Consider the following 20,462-nt stretch of genomic DNA (forward strand, 5'->3'; position numbering starts at 1 on the left):
ACGGCAGCCAGGAATAATAATCTGTGGGTCAGTATGTTGTGTTTTGTTGTTCGTTGGACTGATCCACAGCGGATTCCGGAGCCGATTCCGGAAACAACCGAGGATAGACCTGTGACATCCTCCACGCCGTGAACGGTGGCATTCTCTTCTTGTACGGAGAAGGTGCTATTCCTCGGTAGCGGTGCTACCAAACCCCTTCTCTGAATTGCGGAAACGACACGCCACTATCTATCCAGCCCCGGAAGGTTCGGTTTGTTGGAGGTTCGACAACCCACAGATGCCGTTCACAATCGACTTCTTGAACGATGGCCGAATCCTCGAATGGGAAGCAACCACCAACGGTGCCGTCGTAACTGAACGAGACAGTTACACGCCGCGCTTCTATGTCGGCTCTCGTGAGCCAGAAACCGACCTCGATCTCACCACACTCCGGTCGGTGTACGATCAGCACCCTGATGTTGTCAGTACTGAGATGGTATCCCGACGGCCCGGATTTCGACGAGACGAAGAGCTAGTCCTTGCGGTCGACATCAGCCACATTGACCGTATTACCTCGCTTGCCAAACAGACACGGCAGCTATCGGAGCATCCGATTGGTAATCTCGCCTGCTTCAACGTCGATCTCTCACGGGAATTCCGCTATTGTCTGGAGAACAGTGTCGATCCAACACCAACGACTGAGCTGTCGACGCTCCGGCTCAGCGTCCCGATGAGCGAAACGAGTAACGATGTCTACGGAGAGCTATCTATCGGTGGTGACACTGTCTCTGGATCGCCGGTAGAGATACTGACTACTGTCCAAGCAACCCTTGAAGAACACGATCCAGATATCTTGATCTGCTCAACGGGCGACATCATTCCAACATTACACCAGATGGCGAGGGCTAGCGATATCGACGATTTCGCGTTAAGTCGGTGGCCGGATGTGGACTACCAAGAGCTGGCGAGTCGTTCAACATATTCGAGTTACGGACAGGTGGGCCACTCTCCAGCGCGGTACAACATCCCCGGTCGGGTAATCATCGACGAGTCAAACACGTTCTTCTACGAGGAAACGAACCTCGACGGCGTCATCGACCTCGTGTCCCGATCCCGGAAACCACTCCAAGAGCTTGCATGGGCCTCAATCGGGAACGTTCTCACAGCGATGCAGATCGTCGAAGCCTCCAACCGAGACGTGTTGGTACCGTGGAACTCCTGGCGACATGAATTCTTCAAGCCGATGGGGACACTCCACGATGGTGACCGCGGTGGATTCATCTTTGCTCCCGAGGTCGGTCTTCATGAGAACGTCCACGAACTCGATTTTTCGAGTCTGTATCCGAATATCATCTGCACACGAAACATCTCGCCGGATGTGATCCGGTGTGACTGCCACAACGACCACGAGGACGTGCCGGAACTAGACTATTCGATTTGTGAAGAGAAAGGATATCTAGTGGATGTCCTCCAGCCACTCATCGACGCCCGCGACGAAATCAAAGCCGAGATCCAACGCGAATCCAAGCGAGACGACCCCGACCAGCAGCGACTCGAAGCACTGGAGGGTCAGTCGAGTGCGTTGAAGTGGATCCTCGTCGCCTGTTTTGGCTACCAAGGGTTTAGCAACGCGAAGTTCGGGCGGATCGAGTGTCATGAAGCGATCAACGCCTTCGCGCGGGAGATTCTGCTGACGGCCAAACAGCGACTTGAGGCCGGTGGTTGGCGCGTTGTCCATGGCATCGTCGACTCAATCTGGGTAACGCCTGATCCCACTGTCGACGATGCTGATCGTGAGGGTCTCGACGTGCTCGCAACGGAGATCACTGACCGCGTCGAGATTCGGCTTGAGCATGAGGCCCACTACGAGTGGGTAGCGTTTGTTCCCCAGCGTGACAGCGATGCTGGTGCGTTAACGAAGTACTTCGGGAAAGTCGCCGACAAAGATGAGTTCAAACTCAGAGGGATTGAAGCCCGACAGCGGTCGACGCCGGCGTTTATCGAGGCCGTTCAGCGAGACTGTCTGGAACAGTTCGATGCGACGCGCTCCCCGGATATCGTCCTTGATTGCCTCCGAGACGCTATTGAGCGACTCCACGCTGAAGGAGTGCCAGTCGAACAACTCATCGAACGGAATCGTGTCACTAAGCCGCTGGAGGGATACACCCAGAACACCCAAAACGTGGCGGCACTGAAGCGGGCCCGCGATCAAGATCTCGCTGTCCATCCGGGACAAGACATTGAGTATGTGGTCGTCGACGACGAGAAGACCTCCCGTGATCGCGTTGCGTTGGCCCACGAGGAGATCGATAGCTACGACACATCGTACTACGAGACACAGCTTGTTCGCGCTGTCGAGAGTCTCTTGGCTCCACTCGGATGGGATCGCACGGATATTCAAGAAGCACTTTCAGGAACCCGTGAGCCAGTCCTATCCGAGTTTCATTGACATCCTCACCCGCCAATGGCTGGTTATTATGGCTGATATTCTGGCCGGTATCTATTTTTATACTTCCGACCAACGCAAAGCTGTCGCTACTCAGTGAAGGCGACGACCCCTAAAACAAGCGTGGAAGTCTCCCCCGACTTCCACTCCTTGAGAGATGGCGACATTGACCCCTAGAACCCTGCTACTCCACTGAACATGGTGGTAGCACTGCAGTTTATTTTCAGTGCATCTGGTCTTATAGCTTCGGGAGCCAATATCAAGTCTAGTAACTACGAGTTTCTCGATACGTCCGTCGTATATCGACGATTAGTCCATGGCACACTCATTTTTCGAAAATCAGATGACGGCACAAAGTCACTAGAAACCGACCCAAACAGTGATGAAAGTCATCGGTGTCCTTTCCCGACATGTTGATATAGCTTGTCGACATATGATTGACTGACCACCCTGTTCCGGGTGGTCGTAGCATTTGACCCCGCTACCAGCACACTACGTTTGCGCCGTCGGCCAGTTTTTGGCTGACGGCGTCCCTAATTGATGAGTGGTGACTCTGTCGTGACCACTATGCTTTTGCGTCAATATGGTTTCGGTCGCAATTAAGTCTCAGCCGGTACCACGGGTGCGACATACTGCGATTTAATTTTCGAACCCTCCCGCCACTGTAGGTAAAAATAGTCCCGCCCATCGATAGTTTTCGTGGTGAGTGTCCCCTTTGAGGCAGGGAGATCGGCATCTTTGCGAGCATCGTCAACAGCCTCTTCCCACTCGTCGTCATCCCATTCTTCGGGGGTCTCTGTGGCCGACTGGTCAGCCCGTTCTTCAAGCTCGCGTTGTGCCTCGGCTTCCATCCACTCAGCCATCCGCTCTGCGTAAGCAGCGAGGTCACGGAGACCTTCAGGCGATTGCTTCTCAACACCAGTGGCGAGATACTGCGGGAGGTTGGAAGGAGGATTTGGTTTATCATCGACCATGCTAACCAACAATAGCCTGTGCAATATTAGATATGTTGGTTAGCTATTGTCGAAGGCTTCACTAGTGTCTTCGGCCAGTTCGCTCGCATCAATGTGTGAGTACATTTTCGAAGTCGTCGCCGGGTCTTTGTGCCGAAGGGCTCGCTGCGCTGCGGCAGCATCTAGCTCTCGGTAGAGCGTTTCCCCAGCTCCACGCCGCCCTCCATGTGGCTTCAGATACTCACCGTCGATATCGAGGTCTGCCTCGTCACAAATTCGTTTGAGGACGTTCCGACCACCGTTCGTCGACAATGCTGGCGGCATCACGCTAAGAGATCGACAGTGGTCAAGCAGGCTCTGGTCATCATCTGCTGGTCGTTCCCACTCGTCAGGAAGCTTACTATAGATGGAGGGGGCATGGTTCGAGGGAAATACTGGCCACTCCTCTGCCGGAGGATCAAGTGCTCGGCGGAGTTGTCTAAGCGGGTGATGGGTTTGCTTGGGGAGCTGTGCCGACTCCCACTGTTGATCTTTCCCGAGTACAGTGATCCGATTGTCTTCGATCTCGACGTGCTTCCATCGGAGGCCGACACGTCGATCATCACGAGGGTCGGCAAGGATTTCACCGCCACGTACTCCCGAGTATGCCAATACATACACGAGCGCGCGGTCTCGAAGTGTGGTCACTGCCTGTAGGCCGCCCTCGTCGATAGCCTCAACCGCCTGGTCGTCGACATAGGTGATTAGTTCCTCGCGATTACCAGGCGACCAGAATTGTTGAGCACTACTGTCACTTGTGGGGCGATCTGGGAGTTCGCCCTTCACGATCCCTTTCTGAGCCGGGTTGTGAGGAATGTAGTCCCACTCGACGCAGTAATCAAGGAACGCGGAGATGTAATCGAGGTACGTCCATGCGGTCGCCGCACTGATCCCACCGTCGATAGTTGGAGTTTGTCCGGCAGTGATCCGTTGGTGGAGGTGTTCAGCGTAGTTCGCCATCACTCGCTTGTCAACTGCGTTGAGTTCGGTGATGCCGCGATCAGTGAGCCACCCGTACCATTTCTCTAAGACAGATCGAAGGTTCGATTTGTAGTTCCCCGACTTCGTACCAGAATTGAGAAACTCCTCGATGGCGTCTTCGACGGTCTGAGGGCCAGGGGAAGAATCCTGAGTGTCGGGTTCCATCGTTCGTGCTCCCCCTACAGCGCGGGGGCACCTAAATCCAGTGTGTATTACTGGACTAATACACAGTGGATTCCAATTAACACTATACTGCTTTTCTGGGGTCAGAACCAATTGATATCGTGGGTTTCATCATGATTTCTCGTTCCATGAATCGTATAATGCTATATAAAATATCTGCCGCGGGGATATAATATCCATTTCAATTGGTTGGAGAGTCCGAGTCAGCAGAAGCTAATTAGCAGATTGTTCTATCGACACCCAGACAACGGATAATTGGATTCCGCAGTTTAATTCAATCGTCTGCAGCCGTCGGCTCCTCCGCTGCAACGTCAGATTCGAGCAATTCCAGAAAAGCTGACAGCCATTCTGGATGATCTGGCCAAGCTTGACCAGTCACAAGATTCTGGTCAACAGTCACTTCATCAACCCACGAACAACCAGCTGACTCGACTTCCGCTCGAACAGCTGGGTAAGCTGTCATCTCATACCCATCAAGAACGTCGGCAGCAGCCAATATCTGCGGCCCATGGCATAATGCTGCAACCGGTTTGTCCGCTTCGAAGAAGTGCTGTACTGTATCAAGCACAATATCGTACGTGCGGAGATATTCCGGTGCTCGTCCCCCTGGTACTACCAGTGCATCGTACTCGGATGGATCGATCTCGTCAAAGGTCGTGTTAACATTGAAATTGTGTCCACGTTCTTCGAGGTAGGTCTGGTCACCCCGGAAATCATGAATGGCTGTTTTAACCGTCTCGCCTGCCTCTTTATCTGGGCAGACAGTATCAACACTGTGGCCTACAGTTTCCAGAGTTTGGTATGGAACCATCAGTTCGTAGTCCTCTCCGAAGTCGCCGACAATCATCAGTATCTGTTTACTCATTATTGTCCCTCACGTCAGAATTCACTTCTATAATCATAATGGTTGTGCACACCACAACCTCGAAGATCATGCGGTGTGTATATAATAGTATTCAATAGTTTTGTTCATTGTGTGTGTTCAGTGTATACACTCATTGCATGTATTCATTGTTTGTTGTACTTGTAACTAACCATACATATGTCTGACGAAGATTAAAGATGAACACATGCAATGAACACACCATGTTAACGTACTCAACATACAGTGAAGCCGGTGGAGTCGGTAAAACAACCACTGCAGCCAATCTAGCTGTTGCGCACGCACGTGCAGGACTGAAACCACTTGTTGTCCCACTCGATCCACAAGATGGCGATCTATCTCGTCTGTTTGGGGTCGATGATCAGCGAACAGATTCAATTGATAATCTCGTCCGGCACATGATTCGTCGGCCGCAGGGAGATATTCACGATTTGATTCGCACTGTTGAAGGCGTCGACATCATCCCAGAGCACAACATGCTATCTGACCTCGCAGAGTACCTCCAACGCGAAAAAGACCAAGCCGAAGCCATGGGTGAGGCCTTCGGCATGCATGCGCAACTCCTGCGTGTACTTCGGGATGCTGGTATCCCTGATGAGTATGATGTCTTAATTTGTGACCCGCCGGCGACTGAGGACCGCATCTATACAATGCTATCCATGCCACACGGTCGTTAGTAATTCCTGTCGAGCCCTCTGCTAAGGGCGCGCTGCAGTAGAAGGATTGGAATCACTCGTAGCAGGGCTCGAAGAGCAACTAGATGTTGAAGTCGGCGTTATGGCAGCAGTTCCAATCGGATTCAAAAACACACGTGACCAGCAAGCCATTCTCGATGAAATAGAGTACACAATCCCGGAGATTATCGGCGAACGGGCTTCCCTGATGGAGGGGTGTTGGATGCAACAGTGTTCGGCGTTCCGGTATGTTCGTGAATTCAGAGATCGGCAACGAGATTACGAACTAGATACACTCGCACAGTTCGATCAAATTGCTCGCCATCTCGAAGAGCAGGCTGGGATTGAGGCACCGAACCCACCTGAACCAGGCGATCTCGATCACGAGGTGATCAAAGCATGACTGGCATGAAAGAGGGTGCCGGTGAAGATCCCTTTGCAGACGAGGGGGATGTCGCCGTTGAAAAATCAGAATCATCTGCTCCAGACCCAGCAATGGAAGGTGGATCAGAACCAGATGATATAGCGGAAGACGATTCATCACAGTCGACAGAGCAGGCGATGAATATTCCTTACAAGTTCCGCCGTGACAGTGTCCAAGACAATCGAGATAGAGTTCCACTCTTCTTGCAAGCTGAGACAAAGACAGCTGAACGAGAGGCAATGCGAGAACTGGAAGAGCGATTTGATGACAACGTCTCTATGACTGATCTGAGGGAGGCTCTTGTGAAGGTCGGGTTAGAGCACCTCGATGAAACAGAAGCGACGTTAGAGGAGTGGGGCTACGGACTCACGTTCGATTGATCGGCTCAAGTTTGCTGATTAGCTTTTTTAATCAGACACACCCCTCTATCGATGTGTTCCCGGATGTTTTCGAAGGGAGAAAATAATCTATGTGAGAGTTCACGGTTGTACAAACAGCCAGTAGAGGCCGTGATACCCGAGATAACCTACAAATCTACAATAGAAGGGAAAAACAAACTCGCCTGGCGGCTTCGAACATCTCGAACACTTCGATAGAGGTGTGTCTGTCTATCTATCTAGTCTAGTTTTAGAAAGAAGAAGAAGGAAGAATAAACGGGCTACAGAGACCTATTCCACCGAGAATATAGCAAGTACGGCTAATTCGAGTGTCTGTAGCAATTTTCTCCCCCGCCTCATTATCCTAGAAAACACATCGATAGAGGGGTGTGTCTGTCCGAGATCTTGTTATATATTCAACATTACCTCCTTCGATCACACTTCGTCACTGGTTACGAGTTTATGACTTACCTATAGATCAAACCCCGTCAGAAACAGCAATATAAGCCTTCCAAAGTCTAATCACACTTCGATATAGGTAACAAAGTTTTTGTCATAGGGTTGTATGGGGTGACGTATGGATGGAGACGACTCCGGGGGAGACAACACAGATCTTCAATCGGAGACGACACAAATAGATTTGTCAGGTGGTGATGATCCAAGTACGGCTGATAGCTCATCAGTTAATTCATCGACACCAAGAGAAAGTGAGTCCACTAAACCCACGACAACATCACAATCCATTGAAGAGATGCTGTTGGAATTCGACGAGCAAGAGGGGTTAATTCGTGATCGAGCACTCCTTGATCCTAACCACGTCGTCTCGGAGGATCGAATCGTCGGCCGTGATGAGCAACTCCAGGAAGTAACGAAGATGCTCAGAGTGGCTCTTGGCGACAACCGGCCACCGAACTTGTTTTTGTATGGCCCTTCCGGTACGGGAAAGTCACTCATTACGAAGGCAGTCTGTAAGAATATCAGTCAGATCTGTGAGAACCGTGGCATCGAATTTGGAACTATTGAGGTCAACTGCCAAGATCTCGATACCCTTGGTGTCGCCGTGTATGAACTCGCTGAACAAGCAGCTGATGAAGCTGGAGTCTCTGTACAGGTTCCGAAACACGGCGTCTCGACAAAGGAGAAATGGGATGAACTCTACCGGATTGTCAACGAGAACTTTGATTCCGTGGTTTTCGTGTTAGATGAACTTGATATGCTGGTTGGCCGCCGTGATAAACAAGATCCGGCCTTTTCGCGACTGTTGTATCAGCTTTCACGAGCTGGAGCTAACGACGAATTAACTGCCTATCTCTCGGTTGTGGCGATCTCGAATGACACGAAGATGATGGAAGAGGTCGGAAGTCGAGCATTGAGTTCCTTTACACCGGAAGATGTTCATTTCGACGACTATGATGCGATGCAACTCAAATCAATCCTCCGTCGACGAGAAGATGCCTTCCATGAGGGTGCTCTCTCAGAGGACGTGATACCATTGGCAGCGGCGTTTGCTGCCCAAACACACGGTGATGCCAGAAAGGCAATCGATCTCATGCGTGTCGCCGGTGAATTAGCTGAGCGAGAAGGCGATGATAGAGTACAAGAAAGCCATATTCGGTCGGCACAAGACAAGGTCGAAAAGAACCGTGTTCTTGAGGTGGTTCGTGGTATCAGCACTCAAAAGAAGCTCTGTCTGTACGCGACTGCAGCCGTAGCATCGCAAGCAGATAATGAGGCTGCTCGCAGCACAACGGGATATCGGGTTTATCAGTATCTTACCGATTCAATTGATGCCGACCAGTATCATCAAGAGACCTACGTGAACAAAATGAAGGAGATGACGACGTATTCGCTGGTTGATTTTGAGCGACGCAGTCACGGCCCTGCTCCGGCATGTTTCTGGAGTTTCAGTTTGGTGAACGACCTGAAACGATTATTGAGACGCTACATGAAGATTCCCGAATCGATATGGTCGCGCCTGAAACGGTCGGGTCAGTCGTGGAAGCACAGATCAGAGAGGAGACATAGTATTTCAATAATACACCCCTCTATCGATGTGTTTCGCTGGGTCGATATGGTTGAACAAAACAGTGAGGATACCCCTCTATCGATGTGTTTTGTGAGAGCAACGTGTAAACACGTGGGAATTTAAGCACACACCCCTATCGATGTGTGATATTGAAATAGGTTTTGTCGAAATCGAAATTTGCACTGATAATAGTAGCTATTCATAACACCCCTCTATCGATGTGAATTCTACGTCCAGAAGCTTTCTATGGTGTATTATAGCCCATTTACGTGTTTGATCATCGCCTTTTTCGAGTGGAGGTTTGCTAAACACAGATGTTCTCGTCAATATCTACAGGCGGAGCAGGCCGAGTGCCTCGGGGCTTGACCCCGAGGCGGTTCACTTCTCGTATATAAGCGTTTGAGGTTCTGAGCTAGTAGATTTGCTATTCCGCAACTGGAACTCGTCCTGTCGAATAATACAGAGGCTGATCATCTATCTTGTTATTAATACGGCCGTGTTTAATCACTAGCGTGCATCGGGTTAGGTCGGTAGAATAACGGCATTAAAGCGGGAGACCACGGAATGTGACAACTCTAATCTCTCGCATCACTGAACGAGTTACCTTCGCAGTCAAAATAGTTCAGTAATAGTTACTTTTTTGTCTATTCTTTCAGACTAATGATCATGGGGTCGTAAGAGATTGACAAGCAATCAAATACGGGTGTTGCATGTTGATGATGATCCCCACTTTGGTAAGTTGGTCGCTGATCGTCTCGGACGCGAGGCTGATCAAATCACCGTCCAGGCTGCAACAACCCCAGAAGAAGGGTTGTCAATACTAACAACTGATCCTGTGGACTGTATTCTCTCGGATTATGAGATGCCAGCCCAAGATGGGCTGGAATTTTTAGAAACGATTCGAGATGACTATCCAGATCTCCCATTCATTCTGTACACGTCAAGAGGTTCAGAGGAGGTTGCCAGCGAGGCTATTTCTGCCGGTGTAACCGACTATCTACAGAAAGATGTAGGCCCAAGTCATTATGAACTACTGTCGAACCGAATCACAAACGCCGTCAGCCAGTACCGGGCACAAAAAGAGCTTACGCGAAATGAGGATTTGCTCGCCTCTACGGAACGACTCGCCAACACCGGTGGGTGGGAGTTAGATGTTCAGACCGGTGACACACACTGGACTGACGGAACGTACGCAATATACGGGCTTGACCCCGACGCTGAGCTAACCAAGCAAGAAGCAATCGAATTTTATTATCCTGATGATCGCGGTGAAATCAAACGACTGGTCGAACGTTGTATCGACACTGGTGAGTCCTATGAGGCGACACTCCGACTGATTGATGCTGACGATCAAATCCGTTGGGTACACACAAACGGTGAGGCAATTCGAAAAAATGGTGAAATCGTCGCTATCAGAGGGGCCATTCAAGATATCACAGACCTCAAAGAGAGTCAAGAACACCCCGTAACCGCCGAAAATAGTTCTGGTCGCCGCAGGGAGACATAGCTCGGCGATCAAAATACACATCGAGCACCTGATAAAAAGCTGCAGGTAGCCTGCGGGCAAACACTTCTTTGGACACAGCGAGTGCCGTTATCTAAACAGGAAAGCTACCTTGTTGGTGTCTCAGGGAGGCGATCAGCTTCCCATTCTTGTCGTTCAACAAGTAGTGCTTCCCCTTCGGCAGTCGAGCCGTAGCTGTTTTTCCGGTCGTTGATACGCCCTTTGGTGACGTAGCCTTTCTCAACGAGCGTATCTAGATTTGAATATAAACGGCCGTGATTGATATCGATCTCTCTGTACGACTCAAGCGTCTGTTTAACGCCGAGCCCGTGGGGTTTCTCATCTGTGGCGATGCAGTACAGGACATCGCGCTGAAAAGCGGTTAGATCATACATTATTTGCTTGTGCGTTTGAAGCAATAATATATAACTGCAGCTATCATTTCAATTATAATTTATTTTCATATGCTTTTTAATCCCGATTAAGATAGCCTCGCCAATTATCAGTTTGCATGAATCAACGGGAATTTTTATATTTCAAACCTGGTTTTCTGTGTGTATGAATAATACGTCTGAATGCTCTAATTGTGGGCGTACGTACGATCACACTGTAACTACACGTTGTCCTAAGTGCAAAAACACCAGCAAAAGATCAGAACGACCGAGTTCTATATCCTCTCAATTCTAACTGAACACAGGCTATCCAACATTTACAAATTCTAAGCGTGCACCGTCATCAAGGCTATCGGTAAGCGCAACCAGTTTTGTGACTGCGAATGTCACCAATATGCATCTACGGTGATACTAACTACCAGAATACATCACTAAAATCCACGCTGTACCCGACCAAATTGGTATATTTAGATAGTATAAAGATAGCCGTATGAACAGAAAAGTTGGCGTATTAATTGTCATAGCAATAGTGGCTACTGGTATTGGGCTCGCAGCAGCGGATGCTTTCGATGGTGAAAGTGAGACGCAGTCCACAGCTGAGTTTGAAGGAGATTTTGAGACGTTCGACTCCAAGGCAGCATTCGATGCCTATCTTGCTCGGACTGATGAAACCCGTAGGATAGCATTGCAACTCCACCGACCCCCACGTGTGAGTACTACCGAAGAACGGACAGTGGCGGAAACGGAGGATGTCGCCATGGATGCACCCCAACAGGCGGCGGGGGATGATGGAGCCGGACGCACGAAAACTACGCTTACCTTTGATACCCGGCAGACTAATGTCCAAGAAACAGGCGTCGGTGAGCCTGATATCGTGAAGGTCACTGACGGGCGTACCTACTATGCCCAAGAGCCGACGTATATTCGCTCAGAGCCTCGTCTGCGAGAGGACGTTGAATCACTCCCACCGCAGGCGCCGCAGTCAACACATGGCGGCCTTCATACCATCCAAAATCCGAATACAGGGCGGTTGAACGTCACGAACACGAGTAGCACAACCGGAAAATTACTACGAACCGACACCCGGCTAGTTGTCTACAACGAGAGCCGTATTACAGGATACGACATTACGACCGACAGGAAGGCAAAGCTGTGGGCGCTTCCACTGAACGACTCTAATTCAATCGTTACAACCCGCCGAATAGGTGATATCGCTTATTTTGTCGTTCGTGAACGGGCAGCCACATGTCCAGTGCAACCTATCGACTCACGTGCTGTCGTCGAGTGTACCGATATCCATCGGCCGCCGACAACCGCGAGAACAAACAGTAATACCGTCTACACTACTTTCGCCGTCGATATGGGCGATGGAACTGTCAAAGACGAACTGACGTTCCTCGGCTCGGATGCAGATTCTGCAGTCTACATGTCCGACGACTCGTTGTACGTCTCGTATGAAACAAACTCGTTCAACATTGATGACGCGATCACTGTCGTCCTGGAGGGCGATGAGATCGAGGCCGGGTCGGCCACTGCAGAGGAGTTACAACAACTCCGAGGTTACGATTTGTCCCCGCAAGCGAAACGAGTTGAGTTTGAGACCATCATCAGCCAAATGGAAAACCCACGGGAAGTACGACAGAACATTTCCGAGGATATCGACGCCCATCTCGCTGCGAACAAACGCGATCTGTTTCGGTCTCATATTGTGAAGATTTCCGCTAGCGACGGGGAGTTATCACAGTCTGCGATGGGATCGGTACCGGGAGTGCCGCTGAATCAGTTTGCCTTCGATGAGGAAGACGGTAAATTGCGGATTGCAACAACGGTGATGGAAGACGACAGAGCGCAGTCGGAAAACGATCTGTATGTGCTTGACGAAAACTTAGAGATGCAGGGTTCAGTCCAAGGAATGGCTGCTGGCCAGCGAGTCTATGCGGTTCGATACATTGGCGACCGCGGGTATGTGATCACCTACCGACAGGTAGACCCACTCCACGTGATTGATCTGAGCGACTCAAACACGCCTGAAGAGGTCGGAACGCTGAAACTCCCCGGCTTTTCCGAATACCTCCATCCAGTTGGAGATGATCAGTTGTTGGGTGTCGGTGAAAGTCAGAGAGGTAATGGAAAAGTGGTGCTGTTCGATGTTGCAGATCCATCGGTACCGCAGGTCGCTGACTCGCTCGTGTTGGAGAATACGTATTCAACTACTGTCTCCGAGTCACATCATGCGTTCATGAACGATGCCGCTCAACAGAATGCATACGTCCCTGCTGGGGATGATATGTACGTCATCAACTACAGTGGATCCACGCTCGGTAAAGATCAGGTCATTAAAACTGGCCAGTCAGCCAAACGGACACGGCTGTACGGTGATCAGATAGTAGTGTTCTCAGAGACCCAACTTACAGCTGTGGATAGAACGTCCTACAATGTCAAGACCAACATCTCACTGATTGGTTGAGCATTATCTGATCTTAATCCGCTTGTTGACACGGGTTACAGCGCCAAGAGTGGTATCGATGACCGCACAAACACTACGAATTGACTGCTGGAAGGCGAGCGTTGCTTGCCGACCGCTACGTTTCGCGCAGTGTGTGAGCGGAGCTGGTTGCATGCGCCGATGGGCATTCTGGGGGCTGGAGGATTGATTTCTCCACTATAGCGAGAAATTAGCTCAAAGCCGTGATTTCAATCCCGCTGCTGTCGAATGTGAGATTTGCGCTGTCCACGATAACGTGGAATCGTTTGCGATGATGACCGTCAGCGTCGAGTGCAACGGTACTTTCGATCAGCCCAGCTGACTCAAGAGAGTTCAGCCGACGATAGACGGTCGGTCGTGATGCATCCAGTTCGTCGGCTAACGTGGCGGCGGCTGTCGGACGATCAGCCAGAGTCGTCAAGATATTCCGTGCATACGTGTCGGAGAGCACCTCCAGAAAACACTCTGCATCGATGGACTCTGTCGTGTGTGGTTCCGTACTGTGCTGAGAGTTCGGTGGTGAGGCCGGCGGTTCGCTCTTGGGCTCTATCGCTGACATCGTAGTTGTACAGTCCGACGGATCCCCGGTATAGCCCGCTGCTATCATGCTCAATCGAACTCTGAAGCAACTCTAGTTATCTTCAGCATGTTAGCTTTCAATGATATATTTTACATTTCTGATGGGTGACTGCAAAGCAAGGGACAGACAAATCATGCTGGGAACCTGTGGACTTTCTCAGCCGGGAGATACTTGATGGACGGCTCATTTTGAACAACTAAGATGGCCCCCGAGCAATCAGCCGTGACATTCTCTGTTGGCGATTCAGTGGCTGATACTGACGATGATGACCCCGACGAAGCCATCGTCGTGAACTGCCCCGCAGACAAGACAATCGCCGATTGGGAACACGAAACGGATTCAGGAACGACCACGGCTGCTACGGAAAATCCAGACTATCCTGCCGACGAACCCCTCGTGATCGTGGCGTTTCGAGATGCCCTTGCCGGTGCAATCCACGAGTGGCAAGATCTTGATCCAGACACGCTCTTCGAACAGATCGTCGAACACGAGATCAATCAGTATGGCTTTCCAGCAGGTCGCTTGGAACAGATCGAACCTGGCGATTTAGACGCAGAATGGCTTGACAGTCTTGCTGAGCGGTTTACTGACGCTGGCTGGGATGTCACCCACAAGACGACTGAACTACATCTCACCCAATACGATGAAGAGTATCGGATTACCGCAGATGGAACGGTTGTCGGCGAAGGTGAGTATCGAGAGCCACTCGAAAATATCGTTGCGATTGAACGATGATCAACCGTAACCATACCGCTCTCTCCGTGGGTATCGCTGCACTTCACAGTACCAAATTGAATTAACTTTTCACCCTTGGCGGTGTATTTACCGCATGGAAATTTCGGATGACTTGCTTTGCCTCTTCACTGCGCAAGTGAGTGCTGAAGACGATTCATATCACATTGAGATTCCTGACCGAGAGATAGAAAACGGCTCGATAGACACGGCTGAAACATACCGCGTGGCGATTCTGCGGGGAGAACCAGACACTATATCTGACTCCTCAGCTGATCAACCAGCCGAACCAGCACCTGAACAGGAAGAAGACCAACAACCGCCTGTTGATGTCGGCGAAACACGTGAAGTCGAGATTGACAGCATCGGTGACCAAGGCGACGGGATTGCCCGGATTGATCGAGGTTACGTTGTCATCGTTCCGGACACAGAGGTTGGCGACCGAGCAACCGTTCGGATTGAAACTGCAAAAGAGAATGTTGCCTTTGGAGAGGTTGTTGAACGACATCACAGGCCACAACACAACTGAGATACTCTCCTAGATATCTACGAGTATGACCGCGTTCAGCACTGGAGACACGGTTCGCATCGATATCCCTGACGAGACAGACCCTGATCATGACCAGTATCACGGCGACCATGGCCACATCATCGATGTCGTCAAAGACGAGCTAACGACAATCACCGGCGAGTAAATAGAGGAACCCCGCTACCGGATACGACTGCCAGACGGTGAAGAACTTGAGCTACCAGCCCACGCCATCCGGCCACCACTTCAATAGCTGCCCCAACAAGTAGCCACGAGAAATTGGATCTGGACAGTGCTTTCACACCCCTTATTATCAGTAATGTGGGGTTAGAGGCCATCAAGCTCGTCGTTTTGGAACATCTTTGCGTCGTCATCCTCCGTTTCAGTCGGTGCTGCTGCAGCCTCTTTGGCTCGCTCGAAGAAGCCCTCGATCCGGTCGGAATGCTGAATCCCACCCAGGAGCACGAGCGCACCGATCTGCTCGCTGTCAGTCGGGAAGTCACCGCCTCGAACCTGCATACTCTCGGTTTCATCTTCCAGCCATCGGCGAGATTTTTCGACGCCCTTCCGCGAAATCCGATCTGGTTGGCCAGTAATGACGAGTAAGGCTCTTTCTGCAGTCGTCTCACCGGTGATACTCAATCCTGACAATAACGCACTGCGGGTTGCAGTCATGACGGTGTTGATGTTCTCTTCGGTGGTTTCGGCGGCTTGGACTTCATTATAGCCTATCGCTGCCATCCCGCCGGTGCGGAGTGTGTTAATCACCTCACTAGAGTCAACGACACTCTCGGCGACACCGTCTGTCATCTCACCAGCGGCCAACAGGAGGCCAATTCGTTTGGCGAACTGTTGGTTAATCCGTTCGTAGCCCTCAGTTAGACTCTCACCGGTGGCTTTCCATGCGTCATTATCGATCACAAGCGTGGCATCTGCCGTGTCGGTGATCGTTTTGAGCGACCGTCCAGCATTGACCTGTGCAAGATTCGATTCATCAGTACTCGGGAGAATCGCAAGCACATAAACTGGGATCTCGTAGATTTCACGAAGGCGGCGGGCCAGTACCGGCGTCCCACCCGAGCCAGTGCCCCCACCGAGGCCTGTCGTGAGGATGATCGACCCGGCCTCGGTGGTAATGCGGCTACCGACTTTCTGTTGTATCTCTTCAATATCGGCATCCATGATCTCGGCAGCAAGTTCGTTGTCACCGCCGACACCATGACCCTTGACACGATCTTGTCCAATCAAAACGGTATCAATCGACAGTGGTTGGAGGTCTGTTTTGGCCGTATTGATCGCAACGGCATTCTGGATCGAGTCATAGCCTCGCTTGTAATCGAAGGCAACCAGCTCATCGGCTAGTTTCCCGCCAGCTTGCCCGACGCCAATGAGGACTGTCTTCATGCAAGAACGGACGAGGTTCCGAAGTTTCAATCTGGGGATGGCTAAAACGCACTTTCCAGTCGCTTCGGTTCATTGAATTAATCTGCGTGTCGCTATTTCTGCGTGACTCCGTGGTGTTGTCTCATTCAGGATGGACGGGTTCATCACATTCGCTACACTGCGCGTAGACACGTCGTTGGCCATCAACCTCGTACTCAAGAATAATCGACCCAGCTTCGAGTGTCGAACCGCAGAACGGACACACGCCCAGTGTCGAGTTTCGTGTCGCCATAGGGGAGAAACTTGGAGCGTGTGACGTGATTCCAAGTTCCATATAGACATAGACGTTGTTTCTATAAAATACTCAGCCAGCCGCGGTGAAACTGAATTCACGGGGTATGTCTACGTTTGGAATGTAATTGACCGTCTGCGAGATGGAGGTATATACTTGGAACACGGGGTATAAATAAAGGAGATTATTGGTTCTCTATTCCTTTCTTGACGAATTATAAATATATTAAAATGGGATGTTTTCGAATGAGATAATAATAAATCTTATAAATATATTCTTTGTACAGATTGTATATTCAGTGATTTTGTTGTAACAATGTGTGCAGTATTCGCTGTTTATTTTGTATGAAGATAGATTTGCGCAGTAGATCTGAGCAGTATCTGTCGATTCCCTCATAATCTGCCGGAGTGATGATCTCGTGTGACGCCAGATAAATCACAAACTGACCAAGACAAAGAGAGCGGCCTCGGAGTTTGGGGCCATGATTGGAACGGCTCTGGCCCGATTGACGAAGAACTAAGCAGTGAAGATGGGTCAGGCGAACAATCTCCGTCAAGTGAAGACAGTACGCGAAATTCACAGAGAAGAGAGAGTCACGAGCAACACAGAAGCGAAGAATCGCTCTCACCCACACCCACTCCAGAAGACGCCACACACGGCCAGCAAGACGATTCACCACCAACGCTTCAGGAAAGCCATGAACGCTCAGATCGGTCTCCAACTGACGAGCAAGAGGCAGCTTACACGGATGTTCTCGATACTATCGACACTGGCACTCGTAACAGTGCCAGACCCGAACCCACTACCGAGACAAGCTGAGGCGACTCCCTCTGGAACAGTCGAGATCGACACGCCAGACGAACCCCACGTGGAGGAAAGAGAGAAGAGTGATTACAGCACTCCGAAACGCGAAGATGGCGAAGAAATTGCCGACTTCATCGAACGCGTCGACAGCAACCAAGAGTACATCAAGATCACACCCGTTCGCTGTGACCTCAACGCAGAGACAATTGCCCGAGAACTGTTTGGACTACACGAGTATGGCGGCGGTAAGAAACTGCCACTAGACATTGAGAAACACATCGGCATGGTCGAAGGGGTGAGTAACTTTGAATTCATCATCCACAAGCCCGCCGACAGTAACGAATTTGATTTCTATATTGGGCCTGGCGAAAGAGGCGACGTTGACTGTGATCGGCTCTCATCGAATATCCGAGCGCAGTATCCAGAGGACTACAGGTTTGATCGCGAGGAGTTTGACCTCTCTGAGGGGTTCACCGAAGTTCCTCACATGGTTCGGTTCAACGGTGTCGAAAAGAAACGCAAAGACTGGATGACCCGACTCGTCGGGCTTGAAGACAACGACATTGAACGGTCGCCGCTCGCAAATTTGCTTGAAACGGCAATCCAAAGCGATGGCGAAGTGGTCTATCAAGTCGTTATGGAGCCCCGCCAGGACTGGAGCCGGAAAGCCAGCCAGCAGAAGATGCTGCTTAAGCGAAACGTGAATTCGATGGGCGGGATGTTCTTCCAGACAGCAATGGACGCTGTCTTCGGCGTGAATAAAGAGCGAAAGAGTGCTCGCCAACGAGGAGACACGCCAAATCAGGTTGGTGGCACAATCTCTGATCGGGAGGCAAATGGTGTCCGGCCCGGCACCTCTCGGATGGCTCAGATCGACCTCAAAGATCCAGCTAACACGTACAACGTCTGCATTCGGGCTGCATCAACGAGCCAATCCACAGTCAAATCTATCAGCGATGGGCTGAATCATCTCAGTGGTTACTTCTACAAAGTCCAAGGTGAGTATCTGGGCCAAGATGAAGACGAATTTGGCCGGATGATGAACCATGGAATCACCTATCCTGCGGCATACAAATCCTTGGGTCGGACGAAGCCGATCCTTGTCACAAACACCGAGGAGCTAGCAAACTTCATTACAGTGCCGCCGATCAACGAACTCCCAAAGGCCTCAAAAGCTGGCAGTGGCGGCGCACCGAAGTCTCAGTCCCCGCTCACCTCGCCAAATGAGGATATCTTCGACAAGTTTGACAACGGAATGGCGATCGGCGAAGCCCAGACCGAACTCCGCGACAATGACGACGATCTCCAACAATCGACGCTAAGCCAAATTGAGGAGAAAAACGTCTGGTGGGACAAGATGAACGAGCGAGAGACGATTCAGCTTGGCGCAGATCATCTTTCAACCCACTACATTCGAGCAGCCGGCACTGGTCACGGGAAGACTGTCGCTACGCTAAACGATGCTTTGACAGCCCATACAAATCTTGATGGCCCGCTCATTATAGTCGACCCATCAGGCGGTGACATGTGTGAGAATTACCTGAGTTGCCACCGAACACTGTTCGGAGGGACAGATGATGTAGAGTACATCCAGGTTCCAGAGAAGAATGGCGAAGTCCCCTGTATGCCATTCTTCGATCTTCGACCACTTACAGAAGGGGCAGATTTGGCGCGGCCGATAGCGATCCAACGGGTCATCGACCACTACTTCGAAGTGCTCAACTACGCTCTCGGCCGGAGCACTGTGGAACAAGCCTTCGTCGCAAACGAGATCCTCACCTCACTTCTGAAGGCTATGTTCGATAAGGAATACGGCAAAGATCACTTCTCTATCGGCGACTTCCTCAAGGTAGCTCAGGACTACGCGAAATACGGGAAGCGTGTCGCAGAAGGTGGAGAAGATAAGATTCAGAACAAGGCAAGAGCTCTCCCCAACACAAGCGATCCCCAGCTGCGGAATATGCTAGAATCTCACTTCGAGAAAGATGCCCGCCAGTTCACCAATACGACAGACGCAGTGCTCAATCGTATTCGGAAACTCAAAGAGCGAGATTTCATCTGGGACATGCTCTCCGTAGACATCCCCGACGAGGCGTGGAGTGACAGCGAGAACTGGTACAAGCCAGACGCCGGCGCAATCTTCGATCTGAAAGAGGTCTTCAACTCAAACAAAGTCATTCTCATCGATACAGGGAACATCCAAGGAGACTCCAGTAAGATGTTCTCTGTCTTGTTCCTCTCGCACTTGTGGTCATCAGCAAAGTCACTCTACACGCCATCAAAAGACAACTACTGCGCCAACGTGATCATCGAGGAGTCAGCTCCAATCGCTCGCTCAGACGTTGTGGTCAAGAACATACTCCCTGAAGGGCGGAAATTCGGCCTTTCGCTGGGGCTCATCATGCAGTATCCTGAGCAGGTTCTTGGCGATGATCCCGATGCGAATCAGACTGCCTACAGTGAACTCTTGAACAACGTCAAGACAAAACTGATTGGGAACATCTCCATCGACGACGATCTCTCAGACTCGCTGTTCCATGAGGACTTAGACTCTGAGCAGATCAAAGACCGTATCTCAGGACTCGCAACGGGTGAGTGGGTGTGTGAATTACCGTCAACTGAATTCCTCGGAGACAAAGCAGAGATAATCACAATGGAGGCTCTACCCGTTCCCCCAGGTCACTCGGGGGTGAGTTTGCCGTTCCATCAGACGTTGAAAACATCCGTGAAAGCAGTCGCAAGAACTACTGTGTCGGTAAAGGCGATCCCTTCATAAGCGGGATAGGCGACAGCAAC

Annotated in this window: 14 protein-coding genes and 2 pseudogenes; 10 read left to right on the plus strand and 6 right to left on the minus strand. The window is 50.8% G+C overall.

Annotation, left to right across the window (positions count from 1 at the left end):
• Positions 1-277: 277 nt before the first annotated feature.
• Positions 278-2,428 carry a type B DNA-directed DNA polymerase gene (locus tag ACFQJB_RS14105; RefSeq protein ID WP_379728413.1) on the plus strand — a complete coding sequence of 717 codons (2,151 nt, stop codon included), beginning with the start codon at positions 278-280 and terminating at the stop codon, positions 2,426-2,428.
• A gap of 596 nt (positions 2,429-3,024) precedes the next feature.
• Here the strand turns inward: ACFQJB_RS14105 and ACFQJB_RS14110 are convergent.
• The 3 genes from ACFQJB_RS14110 to ACFQJB_RS14120 form a co-directional block, all read right to left on the minus strand.
• Positions 3,025-3,399 carry a hypothetical protein gene (locus tag ACFQJB_RS14110; RefSeq protein WP_379728415.1) on the minus strand — a complete coding sequence of 125 codons (375 nt, stop codon included), beginning with the start codon at positions 3,397-3,399 and terminating at the stop codon, positions 3,025-3,027.
• 39 nt (positions 3,400-3,438) lie between these two features.
• Positions 3,439-4,563 (minus strand): tyrosine-type recombinase/integrase, encoded by a 1,125-nt coding sequence (locus tag ACFQJB_RS14115; protein WP_379728417.1) that lies wholly within the window; start codon positions 4,561-4,563, stop codon positions 3,439-3,441.
• 292 nt (positions 4,564-4,855) lie between these two features.
• Entirely contained in the window at positions 4,856-5,446 is a 591-nt protein-coding gene (locus ACFQJB_RS14120; protein ID WP_379728419.1) for a DJ-1/PfpI family protein, read from the minus strand.
• A 221-nt stretch (positions 5,447-5,667) separates the two neighbouring features.
• Between ACFQJB_RS14120 and ACFQJB_RS14125 the strand changes: the two are divergent.
• The 4 genes and pseudogenes from ACFQJB_RS14125 to ACFQJB_RS14140 all read left to right on the plus strand — a co-directional run bounded on the left by ACFQJB_RS14125 (position 5,668) and on the right by ACFQJB_RS14140 (position 10,472).
• Positions 5,668-6,541: pseudogene (locus ACFQJB_RS14125) on the plus strand (ParA family protein).
• Entirely contained in the window at positions 6,538-6,942 is a 405-nt protein-coding gene (locus ACFQJB_RS14130) for a hypothetical protein (protein WP_379728421.1), read from the plus strand. The pseudogene ACFQJB_RS14125 and the gene ACFQJB_RS14130 overlap by 4 nt, the downstream one beginning before the upstream one ends.
• Before the next feature lie 748 nt (positions 6,943-7,690).
• Positions 7,691-8,964, plus strand: a pseudogene (locus ACFQJB_RS14135) (orc1/cdc6 family replication initiation protein).
• 683 nt (positions 8,965-9,647) lie between these two features.
• Positions 9,648-10,472 (plus strand): response regulator, encoded by an 825-nt coding sequence (locus tag ACFQJB_RS14140; protein ID WP_379728423.1) that lies wholly within the window; start codon positions 9,648-9,650, stop codon positions 10,470-10,472.
• 104 nt (positions 10,473-10,576) lie between these two features.
• On the opposite strand, the gene ACFQJB_RS14145 is transcribed toward ACFQJB_RS14140, so the two are convergent.
• Complete coding sequence (locus ACFQJB_RS14145; protein WP_379728425.1) at positions 10,577-10,864, minus strand: PadR family transcriptional regulator; 288 nt, start codon at positions 10,862-10,864, stop codon at positions 10,577-10,579.
• A 487-nt stretch (positions 10,865-11,351) separates the two neighbouring features.
• Here ACFQJB_RS14145 and ACFQJB_RS14150 point away from each other — a divergent pair, with 487 nt between their 5' ends.
• On the plus strand, positions 11,352-13,328 hold the full coding sequence (locus tag ACFQJB_RS14150; RefSeq protein ID WP_379728427.1) for a beta-propeller domain-containing protein: 1,977 nt from the start codon (positions 11,352-11,354) through the stop codon (positions 13,326-13,328).
• A 208-nt stretch (positions 13,329-13,536) separates the two neighbouring features.
• Here the strand turns inward: ACFQJB_RS14150 and ACFQJB_RS14155 are convergent, their stop codons facing one another.
• Positions 13,537-13,953 (minus strand): winged helix-turn-helix domain-containing protein, encoded by a 417-nt coding sequence (locus ACFQJB_RS14155; protein ID WP_379728479.1) that lies wholly within the window; start codon positions 13,951-13,953, stop codon positions 13,537-13,539.
• A 219-nt stretch (positions 13,954-14,172) separates the two neighbouring features.
• On the opposite strand from ACFQJB_RS14155, the gene ACFQJB_RS14160 reads away from it, so the two are divergent.
• From ACFQJB_RS14160 to ACFQJB_RS14170, 3 genes are all read left to right on the plus strand, one after another.
• The gene (locus ACFQJB_RS14160; protein ID WP_379728429.1) at positions 14,173-14,661 is read left to right on the plus strand and encodes a hypothetical protein; all 489 of its coding nucleotides are present in this window, start codon (positions 14,173-14,175) and stop codon (positions 14,659-14,661) included.
• 94 nt (positions 14,662-14,755) lie between these two features.
• Positions 14,756-15,187, plus strand: coding sequence for a TRAM domain-containing protein (locus ACFQJB_RS14165; RefSeq protein WP_379728431.1), 432 nt, complete (start codon positions 14,756-14,758; stop codon positions 15,185-15,187).
• Between the two features lie 25 nt (positions 15,188-15,212).
• On the plus strand, positions 15,213-15,353 hold the full coding sequence (locus tag ACFQJB_RS14170) for a hypothetical protein (RefSeq protein ID WP_379728433.1): 141 nt from the start codon (positions 15,213-15,215) through the stop codon (positions 15,351-15,353).
• A gap of 161 nt (positions 15,354-15,514) precedes the next feature.
• On the opposite strand, the gene ACFQJB_RS14175 is transcribed toward ACFQJB_RS14170, so the two are convergent.
• Positions 15,515-16,591 (minus strand): tubulin/FtsZ family protein, encoded by a 1,077-nt coding sequence (locus tag ACFQJB_RS14175; protein WP_379728435.1) that lies wholly within the window; start codon positions 16,589-16,591, stop codon positions 15,515-15,517.
• An 800-nt stretch (positions 16,592-17,391) separates the two neighbouring features.
• On the opposite strand from ACFQJB_RS14175, the gene ACFQJB_RS14180 reads away from it, so the two are divergent.
• Entirely contained in the window at positions 17,392-20,442 is a 3,051-nt protein-coding gene (locus tag ACFQJB_RS14180; RefSeq protein ID WP_379728437.1) for an ATP-binding protein, read from the plus strand.
• Positions 20,443-20,462 lie beyond the last annotated feature (20 nt).

The sequence above is a fragment of the Halonotius sp. GCM10025705 genome (assembly GCF_042662885.1).
Lineage (GTDB): Archaea > Halobacteriota > Halobacteria > Halobacteriales > Haloferacaceae > Halonotius > Halonotius aquaticus.

Excerpts from the sequence above, each read along its gene's own strand:
- ACFQJB_RS14175 (WP_379728435.1), bottom strand. The coding sequence starts at position 16,591 with ATGAAGACAGTCCTCATTGGCGTCGGGCAAGCTGGCGGGAAACTAGCC.
- ACFQJB_RS14180 (WP_379728437.1), top strand. The coding sequence starts at position 17,392 with ATGGGTCAGGCGAACAATCTCCGTCAAGTGAAGACAGTACGCGAAATT.
- ACFQJB_RS14120 (WP_379728419.1), bottom strand. The coding sequence starts at position 5,446 with ATGAGTAAACAGATACTGATGATTGTCGGCGACTTCGGAGAGGACTAC.
- ACFQJB_RS14130 (WP_379728421.1), top strand. The coding sequence starts at position 6,538 with ATGACTGGCATGAAAGAGGGTGCCGGTGAAGATCCCTTTGCAGACGAG.
- ACFQJB_RS14145 (WP_379728425.1), bottom strand. The coding sequence starts at position 10,864 with ATGTATGATCTAACCGCTTTTCAGCGCGATGTCCTGTACTGCATCGCC.
- ACFQJB_RS14155 (WP_379728479.1), bottom strand. The coding sequence starts at position 13,953 with ATGATAGCAGCGGGCTATACCGGGGATCCGTCGGACTGTACAACTACG.
- ACFQJB_RS14150 (WP_379728427.1), top strand. The coding sequence starts at position 11,352 with ATGAACAGAAAAGTTGGCGTATTAATTGTCATAGCAATAGTGGCTACT.
- ACFQJB_RS14110 (WP_379728415.1), bottom strand. The coding sequence starts at position 3,399 with ATGGTCGATGATAAACCAAATCCTCCTTCCAACCTCCCGCAGTATCTC.
- ACFQJB_RS14115 (WP_379728417.1), bottom strand. The coding sequence starts at position 4,563 with ATGGAACCCGACACTCAGGATTCTTCCCCTGGCCCTCAGACCGTCGAA.
- ACFQJB_RS14165 (WP_379728431.1), top strand. The coding sequence starts at position 14,756 with ATGGAAATTTCGGATGACTTGCTTTGCCTCTTCACTGCGCAAGTGAGT.
- ACFQJB_RS14170 (WP_379728433.1), top strand. The coding sequence starts at position 15,213 with ATGACCGCGTTCAGCACTGGAGACACGGTTCGCATCGATATCCCTGAC.
- ACFQJB_RS14105 (WP_379728413.1), top strand. The coding sequence starts at position 278 with ATGCCGTTCACAATCGACTTCTTGAACGATGGCCGAATCCTCGAATGG.